At 55.2% G+C, this 17,541-nt stretch carries 19 protein-coding genes; 9 read left to right on the forward strand and 10 right to left on the reverse strand.

Going from position 1 to position 17,541, the window contains the following annotated elements:
* Window positions 1–3 precede the first annotated feature (3 nt).
* The 3 genes from fdxH to fdhE are packed head-to-tail and all read left to right on the forward strand — an operon-like array spanning window position 4 to window position 2,464.
* A complete protein-coding gene (gene fdxH, locus ACR809_RS25160) occupies window positions 4–906 on the forward strand; it encodes a formate dehydrogenase subunit beta (RefSeq protein ID WP_002882822.1) in 903 nt (300 codons plus the stop codon).
* Entirely contained in the window at window positions 903–1,538 is a 636-nt protein-coding gene (gene fdoI / locus ACR809_RS25165) for a formate dehydrogenase cytochrome b556 subunit (protein ID WP_002882818.1), read from the forward strand. Before fdxH ends, fdoI begins: the two co-directional genes overlap by 4 nt.
* Complete coding sequence (gene fdhE / locus ACR809_RS25170; RefSeq protein ID WP_004150358.1) at window positions 1,535–2,464, forward strand: formate dehydrogenase accessory protein FdhE; 930 nt, start codon at window positions 1,535–1,537, stop codon at window positions 2,462–2,464. Before fdoI ends, fdhE begins: the two co-directional genes overlap by 4 nt.
* 173 nt (window positions 2,465–2,637) lie before the next feature.
* On the opposite strand, the gene ACR809_RS25175 is transcribed toward fdhE, so the two are convergent.
* A complete protein-coding gene (locus ACR809_RS25175) occupies window positions 2,638–3,021 on the reverse strand; it encodes a type II toxin-antitoxin system VapC family toxin (protein WP_002882817.1) in 384 nt (127 codons plus the stop codon).
* Window positions 3,021–3,263 carry a CopG family transcriptional regulator gene (locus ACR809_RS25180; RefSeq protein ID WP_004150355.1) on the reverse strand — a complete coding sequence of 81 codons (243 nt, stop codon included), beginning with the start codon at window positions 3,261–3,263 and terminating at the stop codon, window positions 3,021–3,023. The genes ACR809_RS25175 and ACR809_RS25180 overlap by 1 nt, the downstream gene beginning before the upstream one ends.
* A 204-nt stretch (window positions 3,264–3,467) precedes the next feature.
* On the opposite strand from ACR809_RS25180, the gene ACR809_RS25185 reads away from it, so the two are divergent.
* Entirely contained in the window at window positions 3,468–4,385 is a 918-nt protein-coding gene (locus tag ACR809_RS25185; RefSeq protein WP_080893931.1) for an alpha/beta hydrolase, read from the forward strand.
* A gap of 13 nt (window positions 4,386–4,398) precedes the next feature.
* Here the strand turns inward: ACR809_RS25185 and fabY are convergent, their stop codons facing one another.
* The 5 genes from fabY to typA all read right to left on the reverse strand — a co-directional run bounded on the left by fabY (window position 4,399) and on the right by typA (window position 9,231).
* Complete coding sequence (gene fabY / locus ACR809_RS25190) at window positions 4,399–5,340, reverse strand: fatty acid biosynthesis protein FabY (protein ID WP_004178031.1); 942 nt, start codon at window positions 5,338–5,340, stop codon at window positions 4,399–4,401.
* A 44-nt stretch (window positions 5,341–5,384) separates the two neighbouring features.
* Complete coding sequence (dtd, locus tag ACR809_RS25195; RefSeq protein WP_002882809.1) at window positions 5,385–5,822, reverse strand: D-aminoacyl-tRNA deacylase; 438 nt, start codon at window positions 5,820–5,822, stop codon at window positions 5,385–5,387.
* A complete protein-coding gene (locus ACR809_RS25200) occupies window positions 5,819–6,679 on the reverse strand; it encodes a virulence factor BrkB family protein (protein WP_002882807.1) in 861 nt (286 codons plus the stop codon). The genes dtd and ACR809_RS25200 overlap by 4 nt, the downstream gene beginning before the upstream one ends.
* On the reverse strand, window positions 6,673–7,272 hold the full coding sequence (yihX, locus tag ACR809_RS25205) for a glucose-1-phosphatase (protein ID WP_004151865.1): 600 nt from the start codon (window positions 7,270–7,272) through the stop codon (window positions 6,673–6,675). The genes ACR809_RS25200 and yihX overlap by 7 nt, the downstream gene beginning before the upstream one ends.
* Window positions 7,273–7,407: 135 nt before the next feature.
* A complete protein-coding gene (typA, locus tag ACR809_RS25210) occupies window positions 7,408–9,231 on the reverse strand; it encodes a ribosome-dependent GTPase TypA (protein ID WP_002882755.1) in 1,824 nt (607 codons plus the stop codon).
* A gap of 378 nt (window positions 9,232–9,609) precedes the next feature.
* On the opposite strand from typA, the gene glnA reads away from it, so the two are divergent.
* The 4 genes from glnA to ACR809_RS25230 all read left to right on the forward strand — a co-directional run bounded on the left by glnA (window position 9,610) and on the right by ACR809_RS25230 (window position 13,896).
* Window positions 9,610–11,019, forward strand: coding sequence for a glutamate--ammonia ligase (gene glnA / locus ACR809_RS25215; RefSeq protein ID WP_002882753.1), 1,410 nt, complete (start codon window positions 9,610–9,612; stop codon window positions 11,017–11,019).
* Between the two features lie 188 nt (window positions 11,020–11,207).
* Window positions 11,208–12,257, forward strand: a complete 1,050-nt coding sequence (gene glnL / locus ACR809_RS25220) for a nitrogen regulation protein NR(II) (RefSeq protein WP_004146229.1) — start codon at window positions 11,208–11,210, stop codon at window positions 12,255–12,257.
* A gap of 8 nt (window positions 12,258–12,265) precedes the next feature.
* Window positions 12,266–13,675 carry a nitrogen regulation protein NR(I) gene (gene glnG / locus ACR809_RS25225; RefSeq protein WP_002882749.1) on the forward strand — a complete coding sequence of 470 codons (1,410 nt, stop codon included), beginning with the start codon at window positions 12,266–12,268 and terminating at the stop codon, window positions 13,673–13,675.
* Between the two features lie 110 nt (window positions 13,676–13,785).
* Window positions 13,786–13,896 carry a YshB family small membrane protein gene (locus tag ACR809_RS25230; RefSeq protein WP_004152951.1) on the forward strand — a complete coding sequence of 37 codons (111 nt, stop codon included), beginning with the start codon at window positions 13,786–13,788 and terminating at the stop codon, window positions 13,894–13,896.
* Between the two features lie 35 nt (window positions 13,897–13,931).
* Here the strand turns inward: ACR809_RS25230 and hemN are convergent, their stop codons facing one another.
* Entirely contained in the window at window positions 13,932–15,305 is a 1,374-nt protein-coding gene (gene hemN / locus ACR809_RS25235; protein WP_080893930.1) for an oxygen-independent coproporphyrinogen III oxidase, read from the reverse strand.
* A gap of 188 nt (window positions 15,306–15,493) precedes the next feature.
* The gene (gene yihI / locus ACR809_RS25240) at window positions 15,494–16,000 is read right to left on the reverse strand and encodes a Der GTPase-activating protein YihI (RefSeq protein WP_002882743.1); all 507 of its coding nucleotides are present in this window, start codon (window positions 15,998–16,000) and stop codon (window positions 15,494–15,496) included.
* 583 nt (window positions 16,001–16,583) lie between these two features.
* Here yihI and yihA point away from each other — a divergent pair.
* Entirely contained in the window at window positions 16,584–17,216 is a 633-nt protein-coding gene (gene yihA / locus ACR809_RS25245; protein ID WP_002882734.1) for a ribosome biogenesis GTP-binding protein YihA/YsxC, read from the forward strand.
* Window positions 17,217–17,350: 134 nt separating this feature from the next.
* Here the strand turns inward: yihA and ACR809_RS25250 are convergent, their stop codons facing one another.
* Window positions 17,351–17,398, reverse strand: coding sequence for a spot 42 RNA, inhibition of DNA synthesis (locus tag ACR809_RS25250; RefSeq protein WP_071892919.1), 48 nt, complete (start codon window positions 17,396–17,398; stop codon window positions 17,351–17,353).
* Window positions 17,399–17,541: the final 143 nt, after the last annotated feature.

The raw sequence follows: 17,541 nt of genomic DNA on the forward strand, positions 1-17,541 counted from the left end.
CTTATGGCTTACCAATCGCAAGATATTATTCGTCGTTCCGCGACTAACGGTTTCACCCCCGCGCCTCAGGCGCGGGACCACCAGCAGGAGGTGGCGAAGCTTATCGACGTCACCACCTGTATCGGCTGTAAAGCCTGTCAGGTGGCCTGCTCCGAATGGAACGATATTCGTGATGAAGTCGGTCACAATGTCGGGGTGTATGACAACCCGGCGGACCTGACCGCCAAGTCATGGACGGTCATGCGCTTCTCGGAGGTGGAACAAAACGACAAGCTGGAATGGCTCATCCGCAAGGATGGCTGCATGCACTGCGCGGACCCGGGCTGCCTGAAGGCCTGCCCGTCAGAAGGCGCGATCATTCAGTACGCCAACGGCATTGTCGACTTCCAGTCCGAGCAGTGCATCGGCTGCGGCTACTGTATCGCCGGCTGTCCGTTCGATGTACCGCGTCTGAACCCGGAAGACAACCGCGTCTACAAATGTACCCTGTGCGTAGACCGCGTGACCGTCGGCCAGGAGCCTGCCTGCGTGAAAACCTGTCCGACCGGCGCAATCCACTTTGGCTCCAAAGAGGATATGAAAACGCTGGCCGGCGAACGCGTGGCTGAGCTGAAAACCCGCGGTTATGACAATGCGGGCCTGTACGATCCGGCCGGCGTCGGTGGCACCCACGTCATGTACGTGCTGCACCATGCCGACAAGCCGAATCTGTACCACGGCCTGCCGGAAAACCCGGAGATCAGCCAGACCGTCAAGTTCTGGAAAGGCATCTGGAAACCGCTGGCGGCCGTCGGCTTCGCCGCGACCTTCGCAGCCAGTATCTTCCACTACGTCGGCGTCGGTCCGAACCGCGCGGAAGAGGAAGAGGACAATCTGCATGAAGAGAAAGACGAGGTGCGCAAATGAAAAGACGTGACACCATCGTGCGCTACACGGCGCCGGAACGCATCAACCACTGGGTCACCGCCTTCTGCTTCGTCCTGGCGGCGGTGAGCGGGTTAGGCTTTTTCTTCCCGTCCTTTAACTGGCTGATGCATATCCTCGGCACGCCGCAGCTGGCGCGAATTCTCCACCCGTTCGTCGGGGTGGTGATGTTCGCGTCGTTTATCATCATGTTTTTCCGTTACTGGCATCACAACCTAATCAATCGGGATGATATCTTTTGGGCGAAGAATATTCGTAAGATCGTCGTCAACGAGGAGGTGGGCGATACCGGGCGCTATAACTTCGGCCAGAAATGCGTATTCTGGGCGGCGATTATCTTCCTGGTACTGCTGCTGGTGAGCGGTGTGATCATCTGGCGTCCGTATTTTGCGCCGGCTTTCTCAATCCCGGTGATCCGATTTGCGCTGATGCTGCATTCATTTGCCGCAGTGGCGTTAATTGTGGTTATCATGGTGCATATCTACGCCGCCCTCTGGGTGAAAGGCACCATTACCGCGATGGTGGAAGGCTGGGTTACCAAAACGTGGGCGAAGAAACATCACCCGCGCTGGTACCGAGAGGTCCGCCAGAAACAGGAAAAGTCATCTGAATGAGTATTCGCATAATCCCGCAAGACGAGCTGGGTTCGAGCGAGAAACGCACGGCGGAAGCAATTCCGCCGTTACTGTTCCCCAGGCTGAAAAATCTGTATAACCGCCGCGCTGAACGCTTGCGCGAGCTGGCCGCTAATAACCCGCTAGGCGATTACCTGCGCTTTGCCGCGCTGATTGCCCATGCCCAGGAAGTAGTGCTGTACGACCATCCGCTGCAGATGGATCTCACCGCCCGCATTAAAGCGGCCAGCGAACAGGGCAAGCCGCCGCTGGATATCCACGTCCTACCGCGCGACAAGCACTGGCACAAGCTGTTGCACTCGCTGATTGCCGAGCTGAAGCCGGAGATGAGCGGCCCGGCGCTGGCGGTCATTGAGAATCTGGAAAAAGCCTCTGAGCAGGAGCTGGAGCAGATGGCCAGCGCGCTGTTTGTTTCCGATTTCGCCTCCGTCAGTAGCGACAAAGCGCCGTTCATCTGGGCTGCGCTGTCGCTCTACTGGGCGCAGATGGCCAGTCTGATCCCAGGAAAAGCGCGCGCCGAATACGGCGAACAGCGCCAGTTCTGCCCGGTGTGCGGCTCGATGCCGGTCTCCAGCATCGTGCAAATCGGCACCACTCAGGGGCTGCGCTATCTGCACTGCAACCTGTGCGAAACTGAGTGGCACGTAGTACGCGTCAAGTGCAGCAACTGCGAGCAGAGCCGCGACCTGCACTACTGGTCGCTGGACAACGAGCAGGCGGCGGTGAAAGCCGAAAGCTGCGGCGACTGCGGAACCTACCTGAAGATTATGTATCAGGAAAAGGATCCGAAAGTCGAAGCCGTCGCCGACGATTTGGCCTCCCTGGTGCTCGACGCCCGCATGGAACAGGAGGGCTTCGCCAGAAGCTCAATTAACCCGTTCATGTTCCCCGGCGAAGGGGAGTAAGTTCTGCAGTATGATTTCGGGCGGCTCTTGTCGCCCGTTTTCCTTCTTGTGACACGAACGTGCGCAGGGATTATTCACACGCGTCACTGACCGTTATCAGAGGCCAACCTTTGGCTGGAGATATTCGTTTCAGACGAGTCTGTCGCTCACTTGTCGTCCTCCTGCCACTCGAATTATTCAGGGTGGATTTCGTACGGCGTGACTACGCCAGGAATACCGGCAAAATCCTTCGTATTCCGCGTAATTAGTTCCAGACGATGGAGTTGCGCCGTCGCCAGAATGATGGCATCCGGCAGCTTAAGCTTATACTCCTGCCGCAGCGCAACGCTTCGCTCTGCAATATCCTGTGAGATGTTAATGATATTAAAGGTGCTCAGCGCCATTCGCGTGCGCTGCTCCTGGTGATATTTTTTAGCGCCAACCATCACCTCCATCCAGGTAATCAGACTGATCGCATTCTGCGGTGGCCAGGCCTCCAGCGCCTGTTTGGCTTCGCGACGCCCGCTAAATAAATCAATAAGAATATTGGTATCAAAAAGCGCAGATCCGGAGGTCATTACCACTCCTTGCGTAGCTGACGTTGATATTCCATGCCGTCTTCTTCGCAGTCTTGCCACAGACCCAGCGCACTGGAGATGGTATCTTTAGCTCGATCTTGTTTCTCCAGATATTGTTCAACCGCTTCACGTAACAGTTCCGCTCGCGGAATGTTACGCTGCACTTTGAGGTCATCGAGACGTTGAATGACATCGTCTGATAAATCGAGAAGAATTCTGCCCATATCCCTTTCAGCCATCATGCTCATATATACCTCAAGTATATCACCAGTGATGAAGTTATGAGCAATCTAGAGCTTTTGGAATCGGAAACAAACAGGATTTTGTCAGGTAAACTCTTTTTTGCGAGCCGCTTTCCATAATGCACAGGCGACCTCAACAGGCCTGTCTTTTCGCCATAATCCAGGCTATAACACTGGATATTAAAACAGTATAAGGAACTTCATATGGCGCTGGAAAAAGGGATTGCTTCGCTGGTTGAGGCATTTATTGCGGCAGGTCGTCCGTCATCACGCGATCAGCATATTGATGATCGGAGGGCCGGCTATATCGCCAGTGCGGTACTCGCCGGGGAGACGGAAACGCGAGTGCGGGTGGAGGATATCACCCTGGAGGGTATGCACTTCCGCGTCGTTTCACCGCCCACTGCCGACGGCCTGCTACCCACGCTTATCTACTACCACGGCGGCTGTTTTGTCAGCGGCGGCTTTACCACCCACGATAACCAACTCCGTCAGTTAGCCATGTTCAGCGGTTGCCGGGTGATCGCTGTACAGTACCGCCTGGCGCCGGAGCATACCTTTCCGGCGGCGCACGATGACGCAGAACAAGGTGTCATGATTATCCACCGGCACGCGGAGCAGCTTGGCGTTGACTCATCACGTATCACCCTGGCTGGCGACAGTGCCGGCGGGCACCTCGCTCTGGTCACGGCCCTGCGCCTGAAAGCGGCGGGAACATGGCAGCCTGCACAGCTTATCCTGATTTACCCGATGCTCGACGCTACCGCCAGCATGGCAAGCTACGCCAGCAACGGCGAGGATTACATCATTACCCGGGACACGCTGCTTAGCGGCTACGAAATGTATTTAGCGGCCACACCCGCTACCCATCCGGATGCCAGTCCGCTGTGGCGCGAAGATTTTCACGGTCTGCCACCGGTCCACATCCTGACGGCGGAGTTCGATCCTTTACGTGATGAGGGCGAAGTGCTGTACCGAAGGCTGACGGAGCAAGGGGTGGAGAGTTCCTGTCAGCGCTATCTGGGGGTGATCCACGGCTTCTTTCAGCTGGGAGGCATCAGCAACGCCGCGCGTGATGCCATGCGGGATATCGCCTGGCGTGTGGCATCGCCAGGACGATAACTGCCGCAGGCGCTTACTCTTCCTCGTTGCCGCCCTCTTCGTACGAGCCAAAGGGCTTCGCCGGCAGCACGATGTAGATCCCCTCGAAAACGGCGCCCTGTTTATCGTCGCCAAAAAGCTCCACCTGCATTTGCACGCGGGCTTTACGCCCGCGCGCCAGTCGGTCGAGATCGCCGCTCAGAGAACCGAGGTCGGCGATGGCGCTGGGGCGGCCGCTAATAGGCTGGCTGTAGCGGATATGCGCATCCGCCAGAATAATGGTGCCTCCCAGGTGCCGCTCGCGCAGCATCAGCCAGATAAGCCCCCATCCGGTTAAGGTAGCGAGCGAAAACAGGCTGCCGGCGAACAGCGTATGGTGCGGATTCTGGTTCCCCGCCTCCGGCATGGTGGTAATAAATTTCTGCCCGGTGTACTGCTGAATACGTACGCCCATTTTTTCACTCAGCGGAATATGCTGATACCACGCCTGCTGGAGCTGTGCGCACCAGTCGCCGCGGTGCAAAATATCGTCCAGCGACGCGACCGGTTTGATCATCAGAAAATGACGGATCGGCGTGGTGGTCGGGGTGGTGATCTCACCCTGATTGACAAATCCGAGCTTGGCGAAAAATTCCACCGCATCTTCGCGCGCGCTGCAGGTAACCCGCTTAACCCCTTCCTGACGCGCGACGGACTCCAGGGTCATCGCCATCAGCGTACCCAGCCCTTTATCCTGCACCGAGGGATGCACAGCCATAAAGCGGATGGAGGCTTCATTCTCCGCATTGATATATAGCCGGCCGACGGCAACCAGGTTGCCCTCTTCATCCACTACCATCTGATGATGCGCCATCGCATCCCAGGCGTCACGTTCCGATCCCTTAGGCTGATGCAGCGGCTTACGCAGCATCTCCCAGCGGAACTGGTAGTAGCTCTCTAACTCTTCTGCTGTTTGCGGTACACGAAGGTGATACATAGTCGTACTCTCTTTTGTTACCCGCAGCCTGCCCGGAAGCTGGGTCATACCTGCAACCAAAAGGTCACGGGACCATCATTGACCAAAGAAACCTGCATATCCGCAGCGAATCTTCCGGTCTGGGTGTGCATTTCCTGCTGGCGACAGCGGGCGACGAAATACTCATACAGCGCCTCAGCGCGGTCAGGGGCAGCGCCTTTCGAGAAGCTCGGTCGCATCCCCCGCTCGGTATCGGCCGCCAGCGTAAATTGCGAAACCACCAGCACGCTGCCGCCCGCCTGCTGGACATTCAGGTTCATTTTCCCTTCCGCATCGCTGAAGATGCGGTAGCCCAGCACGCGTTCACAAAGGCGATTCGCCTTTTGTTCATCATCGTCTTTCTCGACGCCCAGCAGCACCAGAAGCCCTGGGCCAATTTCGCCCGTCACCTCGTCCGCCACGGTAACGCTTGCACGGGATACGCGTTGAATTAATGCAATCATGGTTGTTCTGTTTCTTCTGTTTCAAGTTTGCGGTATTCACCGAGAGTGACAGTAATTTCAGCGCCAAGCAAGACGATACACCAGGTCCAGTACACCCAGACGAACAAAATCGGCACCACCGAAATCACCCCATAAATTAGCTGATAGGACGGAAAGGTGGTGATATAGAGGGCAAACGCCTTTTTACCTGCCTCAAACAGCAGCGCCGCCACCAGCGCCCCGATCACCGCGTCGCGGTTACGTACCTGGGTAGTCGGTACAATACTATAGAGCAGCCAGAACGCTGCCCAGGAGAGGATCAGCGGAAATAGGCGGAGCAGATTATCAATTACGCCGTCCAGGTCGCTTGCCCAGCGCAGCGACAGCAGATAGGAACTGATCGCCAGGCTGGCGCCCGCCAGCAGCGGGCCGAGGGTCAGGATCATCCAGTAAACGGCAAAGGAATAAACTTTGGGGCGGCTGCGCGTGCTGCGCCAGATGGTGTTTAGCGCGCTGTCGATCGAGTACATCAGCAGCAGCGAGGTGACGATCAGGCCAAAGGCGCCTACGGCGGTCATGCGGCTGGAGTTGGCCACGAACTGCTCGATATATCCCTGGATTACATCCCCGGTCGCCGGAATAAAATTGGCGAAGATAAAATGACGGATCTGCACGCTGACTTCGGAGAACATAGGAAAGGCCGCAAACAGCGCGAACACGACGGCAATCAGCGGCACCAGGGACAGTAATGACACATAGGCGAGGTTCCCCGCCAGGGTGGTCATATGGTCTTCATCAATGCGCCGCCACAGCAGCTTTAGCCACGCCAGCAGCGGCCGGGTATGGTGGAGTAATTTTTGATGAACGGTTTTTAGCATAGCTGTTTCGCGAAATAGTCAGGGATGGTCTCCTTACCAGTCACCAGGATACTGGTGATCCCCAACCGGTTGGCCCCTGCTATATTATCGACGTTATCATCAAAAAAGACCGTATCTGCGGCGGAAAACCCCTCTTCTTCCAGTACTCGCAGATAAATTTGCGCTTCAGGCTTACGCAATCCCATCTCCTGCGACAAATAAATGCGATCGGCGGCCGCGCGCACTTCCGGGTATTCATCGGGCCAGAACGTGGTGTGCAGACGATTGGTATTGGAGAGCACCACCACCCGATGCCCCTGGGCACGAAGTTTATGCATGATGGTAATCACCTCCGGGCGCAGCGCGACAAACACCGCCTGCCAGCCGTGAGCAAACTGTTCATAGCTGAGGGGCATATTCATTTCATGGCACATGGCGGCGGCAAAGTCTTCATCGCTGAGCTCGCCGCGCTCATGCTGATGGAAAGCCTCACCCATGGTGAAATGCTGCTTCAGCGTCGCCAGCGGGATGCGGGTTAAATCGCTCCAGGCTCCCAATACCCGGTTGAAGTCAATGTCGACAATCACATTACCTAAATCAAAGATATAGAGCATTTTTGTCTCCTTCCGCGCCGTGGAAAATTAACTTTAGCGGGAAAGGCTGGATTTGACTATTGGCGTGTGATGCAGGAATGAAAAAAAGAAACCCCGCCGGTGAGGCGGGGTTTAGCGAACAACAAGAAGAAAAAATTACTCTTCTTTTGCACCGCGCATCGCGCGTTTACGGTCGTTCTCGGTCAGGTGACGTTTACGGATACGGATAGAGGTCGGAGTAACTTCTACCAGTTCGTCGTCATCGATGAACTCCAGAGCCTGCTCCAGGGTCATCTTAACCGGCGGAACCAGAACCGTGGCTTCGTCAGTACCAGACGCACGCATGTTGGTCAGTTTCTTACCGGTCAGGCAGTTTACCGTCAGGTCGTTGGAACGGCTGTGAATACCGATAATCTGGCCTTCGTAAACTTCAGCGCCGTGGCCGAGGAATAGCTTACCGCGATCCTGCAGACCGAACAGCGCGAACGCTACCGCTTTACCCTGACCGTTGGAGATCAGTACGCCGTTGTTACGCTGGCCCACTTCGCCCGGACGAACGTCGTCGTAGTGGCTGAAGGTGGAGTACAGCAGACCGGTACCGGAGGTCATGGTCATGAACTCTGAACGGAAGCCGATCAGACCGCGGCTTGGGATCACGTAGTCGAGACGTACGCGGCCTTTACCGTCCGGATTCATGTTTTTCAGGTCGCCTTTACGCTCGCCCAGCGCCTGCATGACAGAACCCTGATGCTGCTCTTCGACGTCCAGCGTCACGTTCTCGAACGGCTCTTGCTTACGGCCGTCGATTTCGCGGAAGATAACTTTCGGACGGGAAACCGCCATCTCGAAACCTTCACGACGCATGTTTTCAATCAGAACGGACAGGTGCAGTTCACCACGGCCGGAAACGCGGAACGCATCAGCGTCTTCGGTTTCTTCAACGCGCAGCGCCACGTTGTGCACCAGCTCTTTATTCAGACGGTCCAGGATCTGGCGAGAGGTAACGAACTTACCTTCTTTACCGCAGAACGGAGAGGTGTTGACGTTGAAGAACATGGAAACGGTCGGCTCATCAACGGACAGGGCCGGCAGCGCTTCGACATTCTGCGGGTCGCAGATGGTGTCGGAGATGTTCAGCTCGCCCAGACCGGTGATCGCGATGATGTCGCCAGCTTCAGCTACGTCGCTCTCAATTCGCTCCAGACCCAGGTGAGTCAGTACCTTACCGACTTTACCGTTACGGGTTTTGCCTTCGCTATCGATAATAGTGACCTGCTGGTTCGGCTTCACTTTACCGCGCTTGATGCGGCCGATGCCGATAACACCAACGTAGTTGTTGTAGTCCAGCTGGGAGATCTGCATCTGCAGCGGACCGTCAAGATCAACGTCCGGCGCCGGCACGCGATCGACAATCGCCTGGTACAGCGGGGTCATGTCGTCAGCCATGTCTTCGTGATCCAGACCCGCGATACCGTTCAGCGCGGACGCGTAAACGATCGGGAAGTCCAGCTGTTCGTCGGTCGCATCGAGGTTAACGAACAGGTCGAACACCTGATCGACAACCCAGTCCGGACGCGCGCCCGGGCGGTCAACTTTGTTGATGACCACGATCGGCTTCAGACCGTGGGCAAAAGCTTTTTTGGTCACGAAGCGCGTTTGCGGCATCGGGCCATCAAAGGCATCTACCACCAGCAGCACAGAGTCAACCATGGACATAACACGCTCAACTTCACCTCCGAAGTCGGCGTGCCCTGGGGTATCAACGATGTTGATACGGTAATCATTCCATTTGATTGCGGTGTTTTTCGCGAGGATGGTAATCCCACGCTCTTTCTCCAAATCGTTGGAGTCCATCACACGTTCTTGTGCTTCAGTACGTGCGTCGAACGTACCGGATTGCTGTAGCAGCTTGTCAACCAGGGTAGTTTTACCATGGTCAACGTGCGCGATGATGGCGATATTACGCAGATTTTCGATCACAACTTTGCCTCAGGCATTAGAAATAGCGCGTTATTGTACACGTATTAAGCGAAGGACTGAACAGGATCACAAACATCCTCCGCAAACAAGTATTGCAGAGTTTCTTTGTGACCGCTTTCACGGAGCGATAAAAGGGCACCGTAACAAAAATTGCACCAAAATGGTGCTCAATGTTCACACTGAAGCACTATTTTGGTGCATTATCTCCATCATGGTGCAGTCCTTTTGCACTATGGTGCGCATGATACAGCGTTTTATAGGGCATTTAAAAGTTGGCACAGATTTCGCTTTATATTTTTTAAGGCAACAACGCCACTTTTAAGCAGTATGAAGTTTTCGTTACCACGACGACAATGACCAATCCGGGAGAGTTTAAGTATGTCCGCTGAACACGTTTTGACGATGCTGAACGAGCACGAAGTGAAGTTTGTCGATCTGCGCTTCACCGATACCAAAGGTAAAGAACAGCACGTCACGATTCCGTCTCATCAGGTAAATGCCGAATTCTTCGAAGAAGGCAAAATGTTTGATGGCTCCTCGATTGGTGGCTGGAAAGGTATCAACGAATCTGACATGGTCCTGATGCCGGACGCGTCCACCGCGGTCATTGACCCGTTCTACGAAGAACCGACCCTGATCATCCGCTGCGATATCCTCGAGCCAGGCACCCTGCAGGGCTATGACCGTGACCCGCGCTCCATCGCGAAACGCGCTGAAGAGTACCTGCGCGCCACCGGCATCGCTGATACCGTCCTGTTCGGGCCAGAACCAGAATTCTTCCTGTTCGACGACATCCGTTTTGGCGCCTCTATCTCCGGCTCCCATGTCGCGATCGATGACATTGAAGGTGCGTGGAACTCCTCCACCAAATACGAAGGCGGTAACAAAGGTCACCGTCCGGGCGTGAAAGGGGGTTACTTCCCGGTTCCGCCAGTAGACTCTTCTCAGGACATCCGTTCCACCATGTGTATGATCATGGAAGAGATGGGTCTGGTTGTTGAAGCCCATCACCATGAAGTAGCAACCGCAGGTCAGAACGAAGTGGCAACCCGCTTCAATACCATGACCAAAAAAGCGGATGAAATTCAGATTTACAAATACGTTGTTCACAACGTCGCTCACCGCTTTGGTAAAACCGCGACCTTTATGCCGAAACCGATGTTCGGCGACAACGGCTCCGGCATGCACTGCCATATGTCTCTGGCGAAAAACGGTACCAACCTGTTCTCCGGCGACAAATACGCAGGTCTGTCTGAGCAGGCGCTGTTCTACATCGGCGGCGTAATCAAACACGCTAAAGCCATCAACGCCCTGGCGAACCCGACCACCAACTCCTACAAGCGTCTGGTCCCGGGTTACGAAGCGCCGGTTATGCTGGCTTACTCTGCCCGTAACCGCTCTGCCTCTATCCGTATTCCGGTGGTGACCTCTCCGAAAGCGCGTCGTATCGAAGTGCGCTTCCCGGACCCGGCTGCCAACCCGTACCTGTGCTTTGCGGCGCTGCTGATGGCTGGCCTTGATGGTATCAAGAACAAAATCCATCCGGGCGAAGCAATGGATAAAAACCTGTATGACCTGCCGCCGGAAGAAGCGAAAGAGATCCCGCAGGTTGCCGGTTCTCTGGAAGAAGCCCTGCAGGCCCTGGATGCTGACCGCGAGTTCCTGACCGCTGGCGGCGTGTTCACCAATGACGCTATCGATGCCTACATCGCCCTGCGTATGGAAGAGAACGACCGCGTACGCATGACTCCGCATCCGGTTGAGTTCGAACTGTACTACAGCGTCTAATTTTGTTGTAAATCCAGGGTATGTCGTGTTGTGGCGCGAGATGCCCGGGATATTTTGTTGCCGTGGAAACTTTCAGCCCATCTCAGGATGGGCTTTTTTCTCCACCAACACGCTGATCTCGCGAGCTTTTTACCGATAAAAAGCTATACTGCACTAAATTGGTGCACTCATTTTCAGGAGACTGTCGAATGGCAACAGGCACACTGCCCGATGCTGGGCAGATCCTTAACTCCCTTATCAACAGTATTTTACTGGTCGATGATGACCTGGCGGTGCACTTTGCCAACCCTGCGGCGCAGCAGCTGCTGGCGCAGAGCTCGCGCAAACTGTTTGGCACCCCATTACCTGAGCTGTTGAGCTATTTTTCGTTGAATATCGGGCTGATGCAGGAGAGCCTGCAGGCGGGCCAGGGGTTTACCGATAACGAAGTGACGCTGGTTATCGATGGCCGTTCGCACATCCTGTCGTTGACCGCCCAGCGGCTGCCGGAAGGCTTTATTCTACTGGAAATGGCGCCGATGGATAATCAGCGCCGCCTGAGCCAGGAGCAGCTGCAGCATGCGCAGCAGGTCGCCGCTCGCGACCTCGTCCGCGGCCTGGCGCATGAGATAAAAAACCCGTTAGGCGGCCTGCGCGGCGCGGCCCAGCTGCTCAGCAAAGCGCTGCCCGACCCGGCGCTAACGGAATATACCAAAGTGATCATTGAGCAGGCCGACCGGCTAAGAAATCTGGTCGACCGCCTGCTCGGACCACAGCATCCGGGCATGCACGTTACCGAAAGCATCCACAAAGTCGCCGAACGGGTAGTTAAACTGGTTTCCATGGAGTTGCCGGACAACGTGAAGTTGATCCGCGATTACGACCCCAGCCTACCAGAGCTACCCCACGACCCGGATCAAATTGAACAGGTGTTGCTGAACATCGTCCGTAATGCGCTGCAGGCTCTGGGGCCGGAAGGGGGCGAAATTATTCTTCGCACCCGCACCGCTTTCCAGCTGACGCTGCACGGGGTGCGTTATCGCCTCGCCGCCCGCATCGACGTTGAAGATAATGGCCCGGGTATTCCGCCCCATCTCCAGGATACGCTGTTCTATCCGATGGTCAGCGGCCGTGAAGGCGGTACCGGCCTGGGCTTATCTATCGCCCGTAGCCTTATCGATCAGCACTCCGGCAAAATTGAATTCACCAGCTGGCCGGGTCATACCGAATTTTCGGTATACCTGCCTATTCGGAAGTAGAGGTGTTTATGCAACGAGGGATAGCCTGGATCGTTGATGACGATAGCTCCATCCGCTGGGTGCTTGAACGCGCGCTCACCGGAGCCGGCTTGAGCTGCACAACGTTCGAAAGCGGCAATGAGGTGCTAGATGCCCTCACCACCAAAACCCCGGATGTACTGCTGTCAGATATCCGTATGCCGGGAATGGATGGTCTGGCGCTGCTCAAACAGATTAAGCAGCGCCATCCAATGCTTCCGGTCATCATAATGACCGCGCATTCCGATCTGGACGCCGCGGTCAGCGCTTATCAGCAGGGCGCGTTTGATTATTTGCCTAAACCTTTTGATATCGATGAAGCCGTCGCCCTCGTCGACCGGGCGATAAGCCACTATCAAGAGCAGCAGCAGCCGCGAAATGCGCCGATAAGTAGCCCAACTGCCGACATCATCGGCGAAGCGCCAGCTATGCAGGATGTCTTTCGCATTATTGGCCGCCTGTCGCGCTCATCCATCAGCGTGCTGATCAATGGCGAATCCGGTACCGGTAAAGAGCTTGTCGCACATGCCCTGCATCGCCATAGTCCACGCTCAAAAGCGCCGTTTATCGCGCTGAATATGGCGGCGATCCCCAAGGACCTGATTGAGTCCGAGCTGTTCGGCCATGAAAAAGGAGCCTTTACCGGCGCCAATACCGTCCGTCAGGGTCGCTTTGAACAGGCTGACGGCGGTACGCTGTTCCTGGATGAAATTGGCGATATGCCGCTTGATGTCCAGACTCGTCTGCTGCGCGTGCTGGCGGATGGTCAGTTTTATCGCGTGGGCGGTTACGCGCCGGTCAAGGTCGATGTGCGGATCATCGCCGCTACCCACCAGAACCTGGAACAGCGCGTGCAGGAGGGGAAATTTCGTGAAGATTTGTTCCACCGCCTGAACGTCATCCGGGTGCATTTACCGCCGCTGCGCGAGCGCCGGGAAGATATTCCACGCCTGGCCCGCCATTTTCTGCAGATAGCCGCCCGCGAGCTCGGCGTTGAAGCCAAACAGCTGCATCCGGAAACGGAGACAGCGCTGACCCGCCTGGCGTGGCCAGGCAACGTCCGTCAGCTGGAAAACACCTGTCGCTGGCTCACCGTCATGGCCGCCGGCCAGGAGGTGCTGACGCAGGATCTGCCGAGCGAACTGTTTGAGACCACGATTCCTGATAGCCCAACGCAGATGCAGCCTGACAGCTGGGCGACGCTGCTGGGTCAGTGGGCCGATCGGGCGTTGCGATCCGGTCATCAAAACCTGCTCTCAGAAGCGCAACCCGAAATGGAGCGCACGCTGCTAACGACCGCCCTGCGCCATACTCAGGGGCACAAACAGGAGGCTGCGCGCCTGCTGGGATGGGGACGTAATACCCTGACGCGTAAGCTAAAAGAGTTGGGTATGGAGTAGGGTTCAACAGCATGATGAAAAATAGCCGATCGGCGCAAAGTGCTGCTATTTTGTACTTTACTGTTCCGATGAGTTGAGTATGATCGTCCCCGGCATTAGGGGAGAGCATCATGTTTGAATCACTGGTGAGTATGATATCGAGCGGTGCCGCTGCGAGTCACACGCCACAAACGGCAGTCGCTGCCGTGCTGTGCGCTGCGCTGGTCGGGCTGTTCAGCTAATTGTTCCCCCTCTCCTGCGGGAGAGGGGGAAAACATTAAATAACCCGTGAGAACTGCTGCATCCGGGCCTTTTGTCGTAGGTAGGCATCAAAGCACATACAGATGTTGCGGATCAGCAGGCGGCCTTTCGCCGTCACCTGAATGACCTTATCATCCACAGCCACCAGCCCGTCATGCGCCAGCGGCGCCAGCAGCTTCAGATCCTCGGCGAAATAAGACGCAAAATCCACGTCCCACTGCGCCTCGACCGCCGCGATATCCAGCTGGAAGTTACAGATCAACGCTTTAATCACGTCGCGACGCAGACAGTCATCGCGAGTTAACGCGATCCCGCGCCACAGGGCGTTCCCTTGCTCTGCTACCTGCTGGTAGTACTGCTTGAGCTCTTTTTGGTTCTGGGCGTAGCTGTCGCCAATCATGCTGATCGCCGAAACGCCCATCCCCAGCAGATCGGTATCGCCCTGAGTGGTGTAGCCCTGGAAATTACGATGCAGTACGCCGTGACGTTGCGCGACCGCTAATTCATCATCGGGACGGGCGAAATGGTCCATGCCGATAAACTGATAGCCTGCCGTCGTCAGCGAGCCGATGGTTTCCTGCAGGATCTCCAGCTTCTGCTCAGCGGAGGGCAGATCGGCATCTTTAATCTTCCGCTGAGCGGCAAAGAGCGTGGGCAGATGCGCATAGTTAAACACGCTCAGGCGGTCAGGATTGAGCTCGGCGACCTTTTGCAGGGTATAGGCGAAGCTCTCCGGCGTTTGCTTCGGCAGGCCATAAATGAGGTCGATATTGGTCGAGGTAAAACCAATCTCCCGCGCATGGTTGAGCAAATCAAAGATGAACGCTTCGTCCTGCTCACGGTTAACCAGACGCTGAACCTCTTTATTGAAGTCCTGTACACCCATACTCAGGCGGTTGAAACCCTCAGCGCGTAAATGATCGAGGACATCCAGCTCGATTTCACGCGGATCGACCTCAATGGAGATCTCGGCTTCCGCGCTGAAATGGAAATGGCTGCGCAACAGATCCATCAGGCGACTGATTTGCGCCTTATTGAGATAAGTTGGCGTGCCGCCCCCCCAGTGCAGTTGCTTCACCTGGCGAGTGGCAAACAGCGGCGCGCGGTGGATGATCTCCTGTTCAAGGACATCGAGATATTGATCGGCCTTATGCTGCTGGCGGGTGACTATTTTATTGCAGCCGCAGAAATAACACAGCTTATGGCAAAACGGGATATGCACGTACAGCGACAGGGGACGCTGTGGGTAACGGGCCACAGCGGCATCGAATTCCGCCGCGCCAAATTGCGGTGAAAACTCCAGCGCGGTGGGATACGAGGTATAGCGCGGCCCGGAATAGTTATATTTCTGGATCAGGGCCAGATCCCAGTCGATTATCTGCTCAGACATGCTCACTCCTTCCGATGGTGCCGCCGACGGGTACGCCGTCCCGGCCCCACCGCACCGCGGGTCATGAGCCGGTTGCGCAGCCATTTCTGACGCCGCGACAACTGTCGTAGTTTAACGAATAACCACAGCAGATAACATATAACCAGAAGGGTTATAAGGAGTACCGGGAATCCGATGGGATGCAAATGTTAGTTTCCACCCTTCAGCAGACGCATCATATCTTCCTGACGCTCTTCCTCTTCTTCATCTTCATCATCGTAAGAGAGGCCGAGCTGCTGCATCAGCTCATCAATGCGATCCAGTTTGGCGTCCACCCAGCTCTGCTCTTCAGCATTCAGGGTGCCGCCCTCTTCCAGACGTTCCAGCAGCGCGTCCAGGCGCTCATCATTCTCCAGCAACTCCAGCTCAGCCTGCGGTGAAAGCATAGGTTTCTCGCTCTTTGGTTTATGCTGCTTGGGGGCTGGAGCGCTGCTTTCGCTCACGCCCAGCGGGATCGGTTTTTTGCTACCCACGCGCGGATCTTGCGCCTGACGCTGTTTTTTACCCGCTGAAGCCGCATCGCCGCCGTTCGCGCGACTGCCTGCCGCGTGGCCACGATGTTTCTTCTGCCGTTTGCGATCGCGAGCTTCCTGATTTAACTCTTCACGCGACTTGCGGCCGGATTTGCCACGGGTGGCGGATGTCGGTTTTTTCATGATGTGTAATCTTCAGACAGTAGTATTCAGTATAGAATTGAGGCGGAATCTAGCAGAAAGCAAGCAAAGAAAAAAGGCGACAGATTACTCTGTCGCCTTTTTCCTCACTGACCACCCTTAACGGGCTCTTCTTTCCCTGTTCGCTAACGACTCACCCTGTCTTTCCCTTAGCGTCCAACGGTCCCTGTTTCTTCCTTTTCCCTGTAAAACGTCTCCAAGACGCGCGTCATCCTGACTATCCTGTGGTCTTCGCCTCCTGGCGCTTCCTGACTCCTCGTCCTGAGTCCTAATCCTTTCAGCATCCCCGCCGTTGTGTATTACTTTACCTTGTTGACAAAAATCGACAACCAGTCTGGCAGTTAAAAATCTATTTTCAGAATTCTCTATTTCTATAATTGATTAATTTTCAACACTTTAAATATGTTTTGTCTTATTTTCCTCAGGTATATCCTATACAAAGAATAGTCAATGTCTCACAAACCATATGGTTTTTACTTACAGGAACGGCGTGCGGTAAAAACAGCCTTTTTCTGCTGTTCAGGTATAATCCCTGCCATAGCCTGTTTTAACGGAGACGACCGTCTTGACCAACTGGAATTATCAACTGACGCACTTTGTCACTAGCGCGCCAGATATCCGCCATCTTCCTGCCGATACCGGTATTGAAGTGGCGTTCGCCGGCCGCTCCAACGCGGGAAAATCCAGCGCGCTGAATACGCTGACTAATCAGAAGAACCTGGCGCGTACCTCCAAAACCCCGGGGCGTACGCAGCTGATTAACCTGTTCGAAGTCGCTGAGGGCAAGCGCCTTGTCGACCTGCCCGGCTATGGTTATGCGCAAGTACCCGAAGAGATGAAGATCAAGTGGCAGCGCGCGCTGGGGGAATACCTGGAAAAACGTCTGTGCCTGAAGGGTCTCGTGGTGCTGATGGACATACGTCATCCGCTTAAAGATCTCGATCAGCAGATGATCGAATGGGCGGTAGAGAGCGATATTCAGGTGCTGGTACTGCTCACCAAAGCCGATAAACTCGCCAGCGGCGCGCGTAAAGCGCAAGTGAATATGGTGCGTGAAGCGGTACTGGCCTTCAATGGCGATGTCCAGGTTGAACCCTTCTCTTCGCTGAAAAAATCTGGCGTCGATAAGCTGCGACAGAAGCTGGATAGCTGGTTTAACGAAATCCCGCCGCAAGAAGCCGTCGAAGACGCCGAGTAACCCCCGCTTTTTCCGGATAACGGCGCGTAGCGCCCTATCCGGACATTCATACTACGTTGTTTTAACAGCGTAAAACTTTTCTTTCGCGCAATAAAAAACGCCCCGGTCATAAATGACCGGGGCGGCTAAAATATTCAGCCAAATCCGATTACGTGAAGTAAAAGGTCTGAAAGATAGAACATCTTACCTCTGTACCCTACGCGAATAACTTTACTCTTCTTTCGCTCACGGATAAAGCATTTTTTGTAGTTTTTTTTCACTATTTACATAGCAAATTCAAATGATCCTCACAAAACTCTATAAGTTATGTTGCTTACTTACAGAA

It is taken from the genome of Klebsiella sp. CD33 (assembly GCF_051992865.1).
GTDB lineage: Bacteria > Pseudomonadota > Gammaproteobacteria > Enterobacterales > Enterobacteriaceae > Klebsiella > Klebsiella pneumoniae.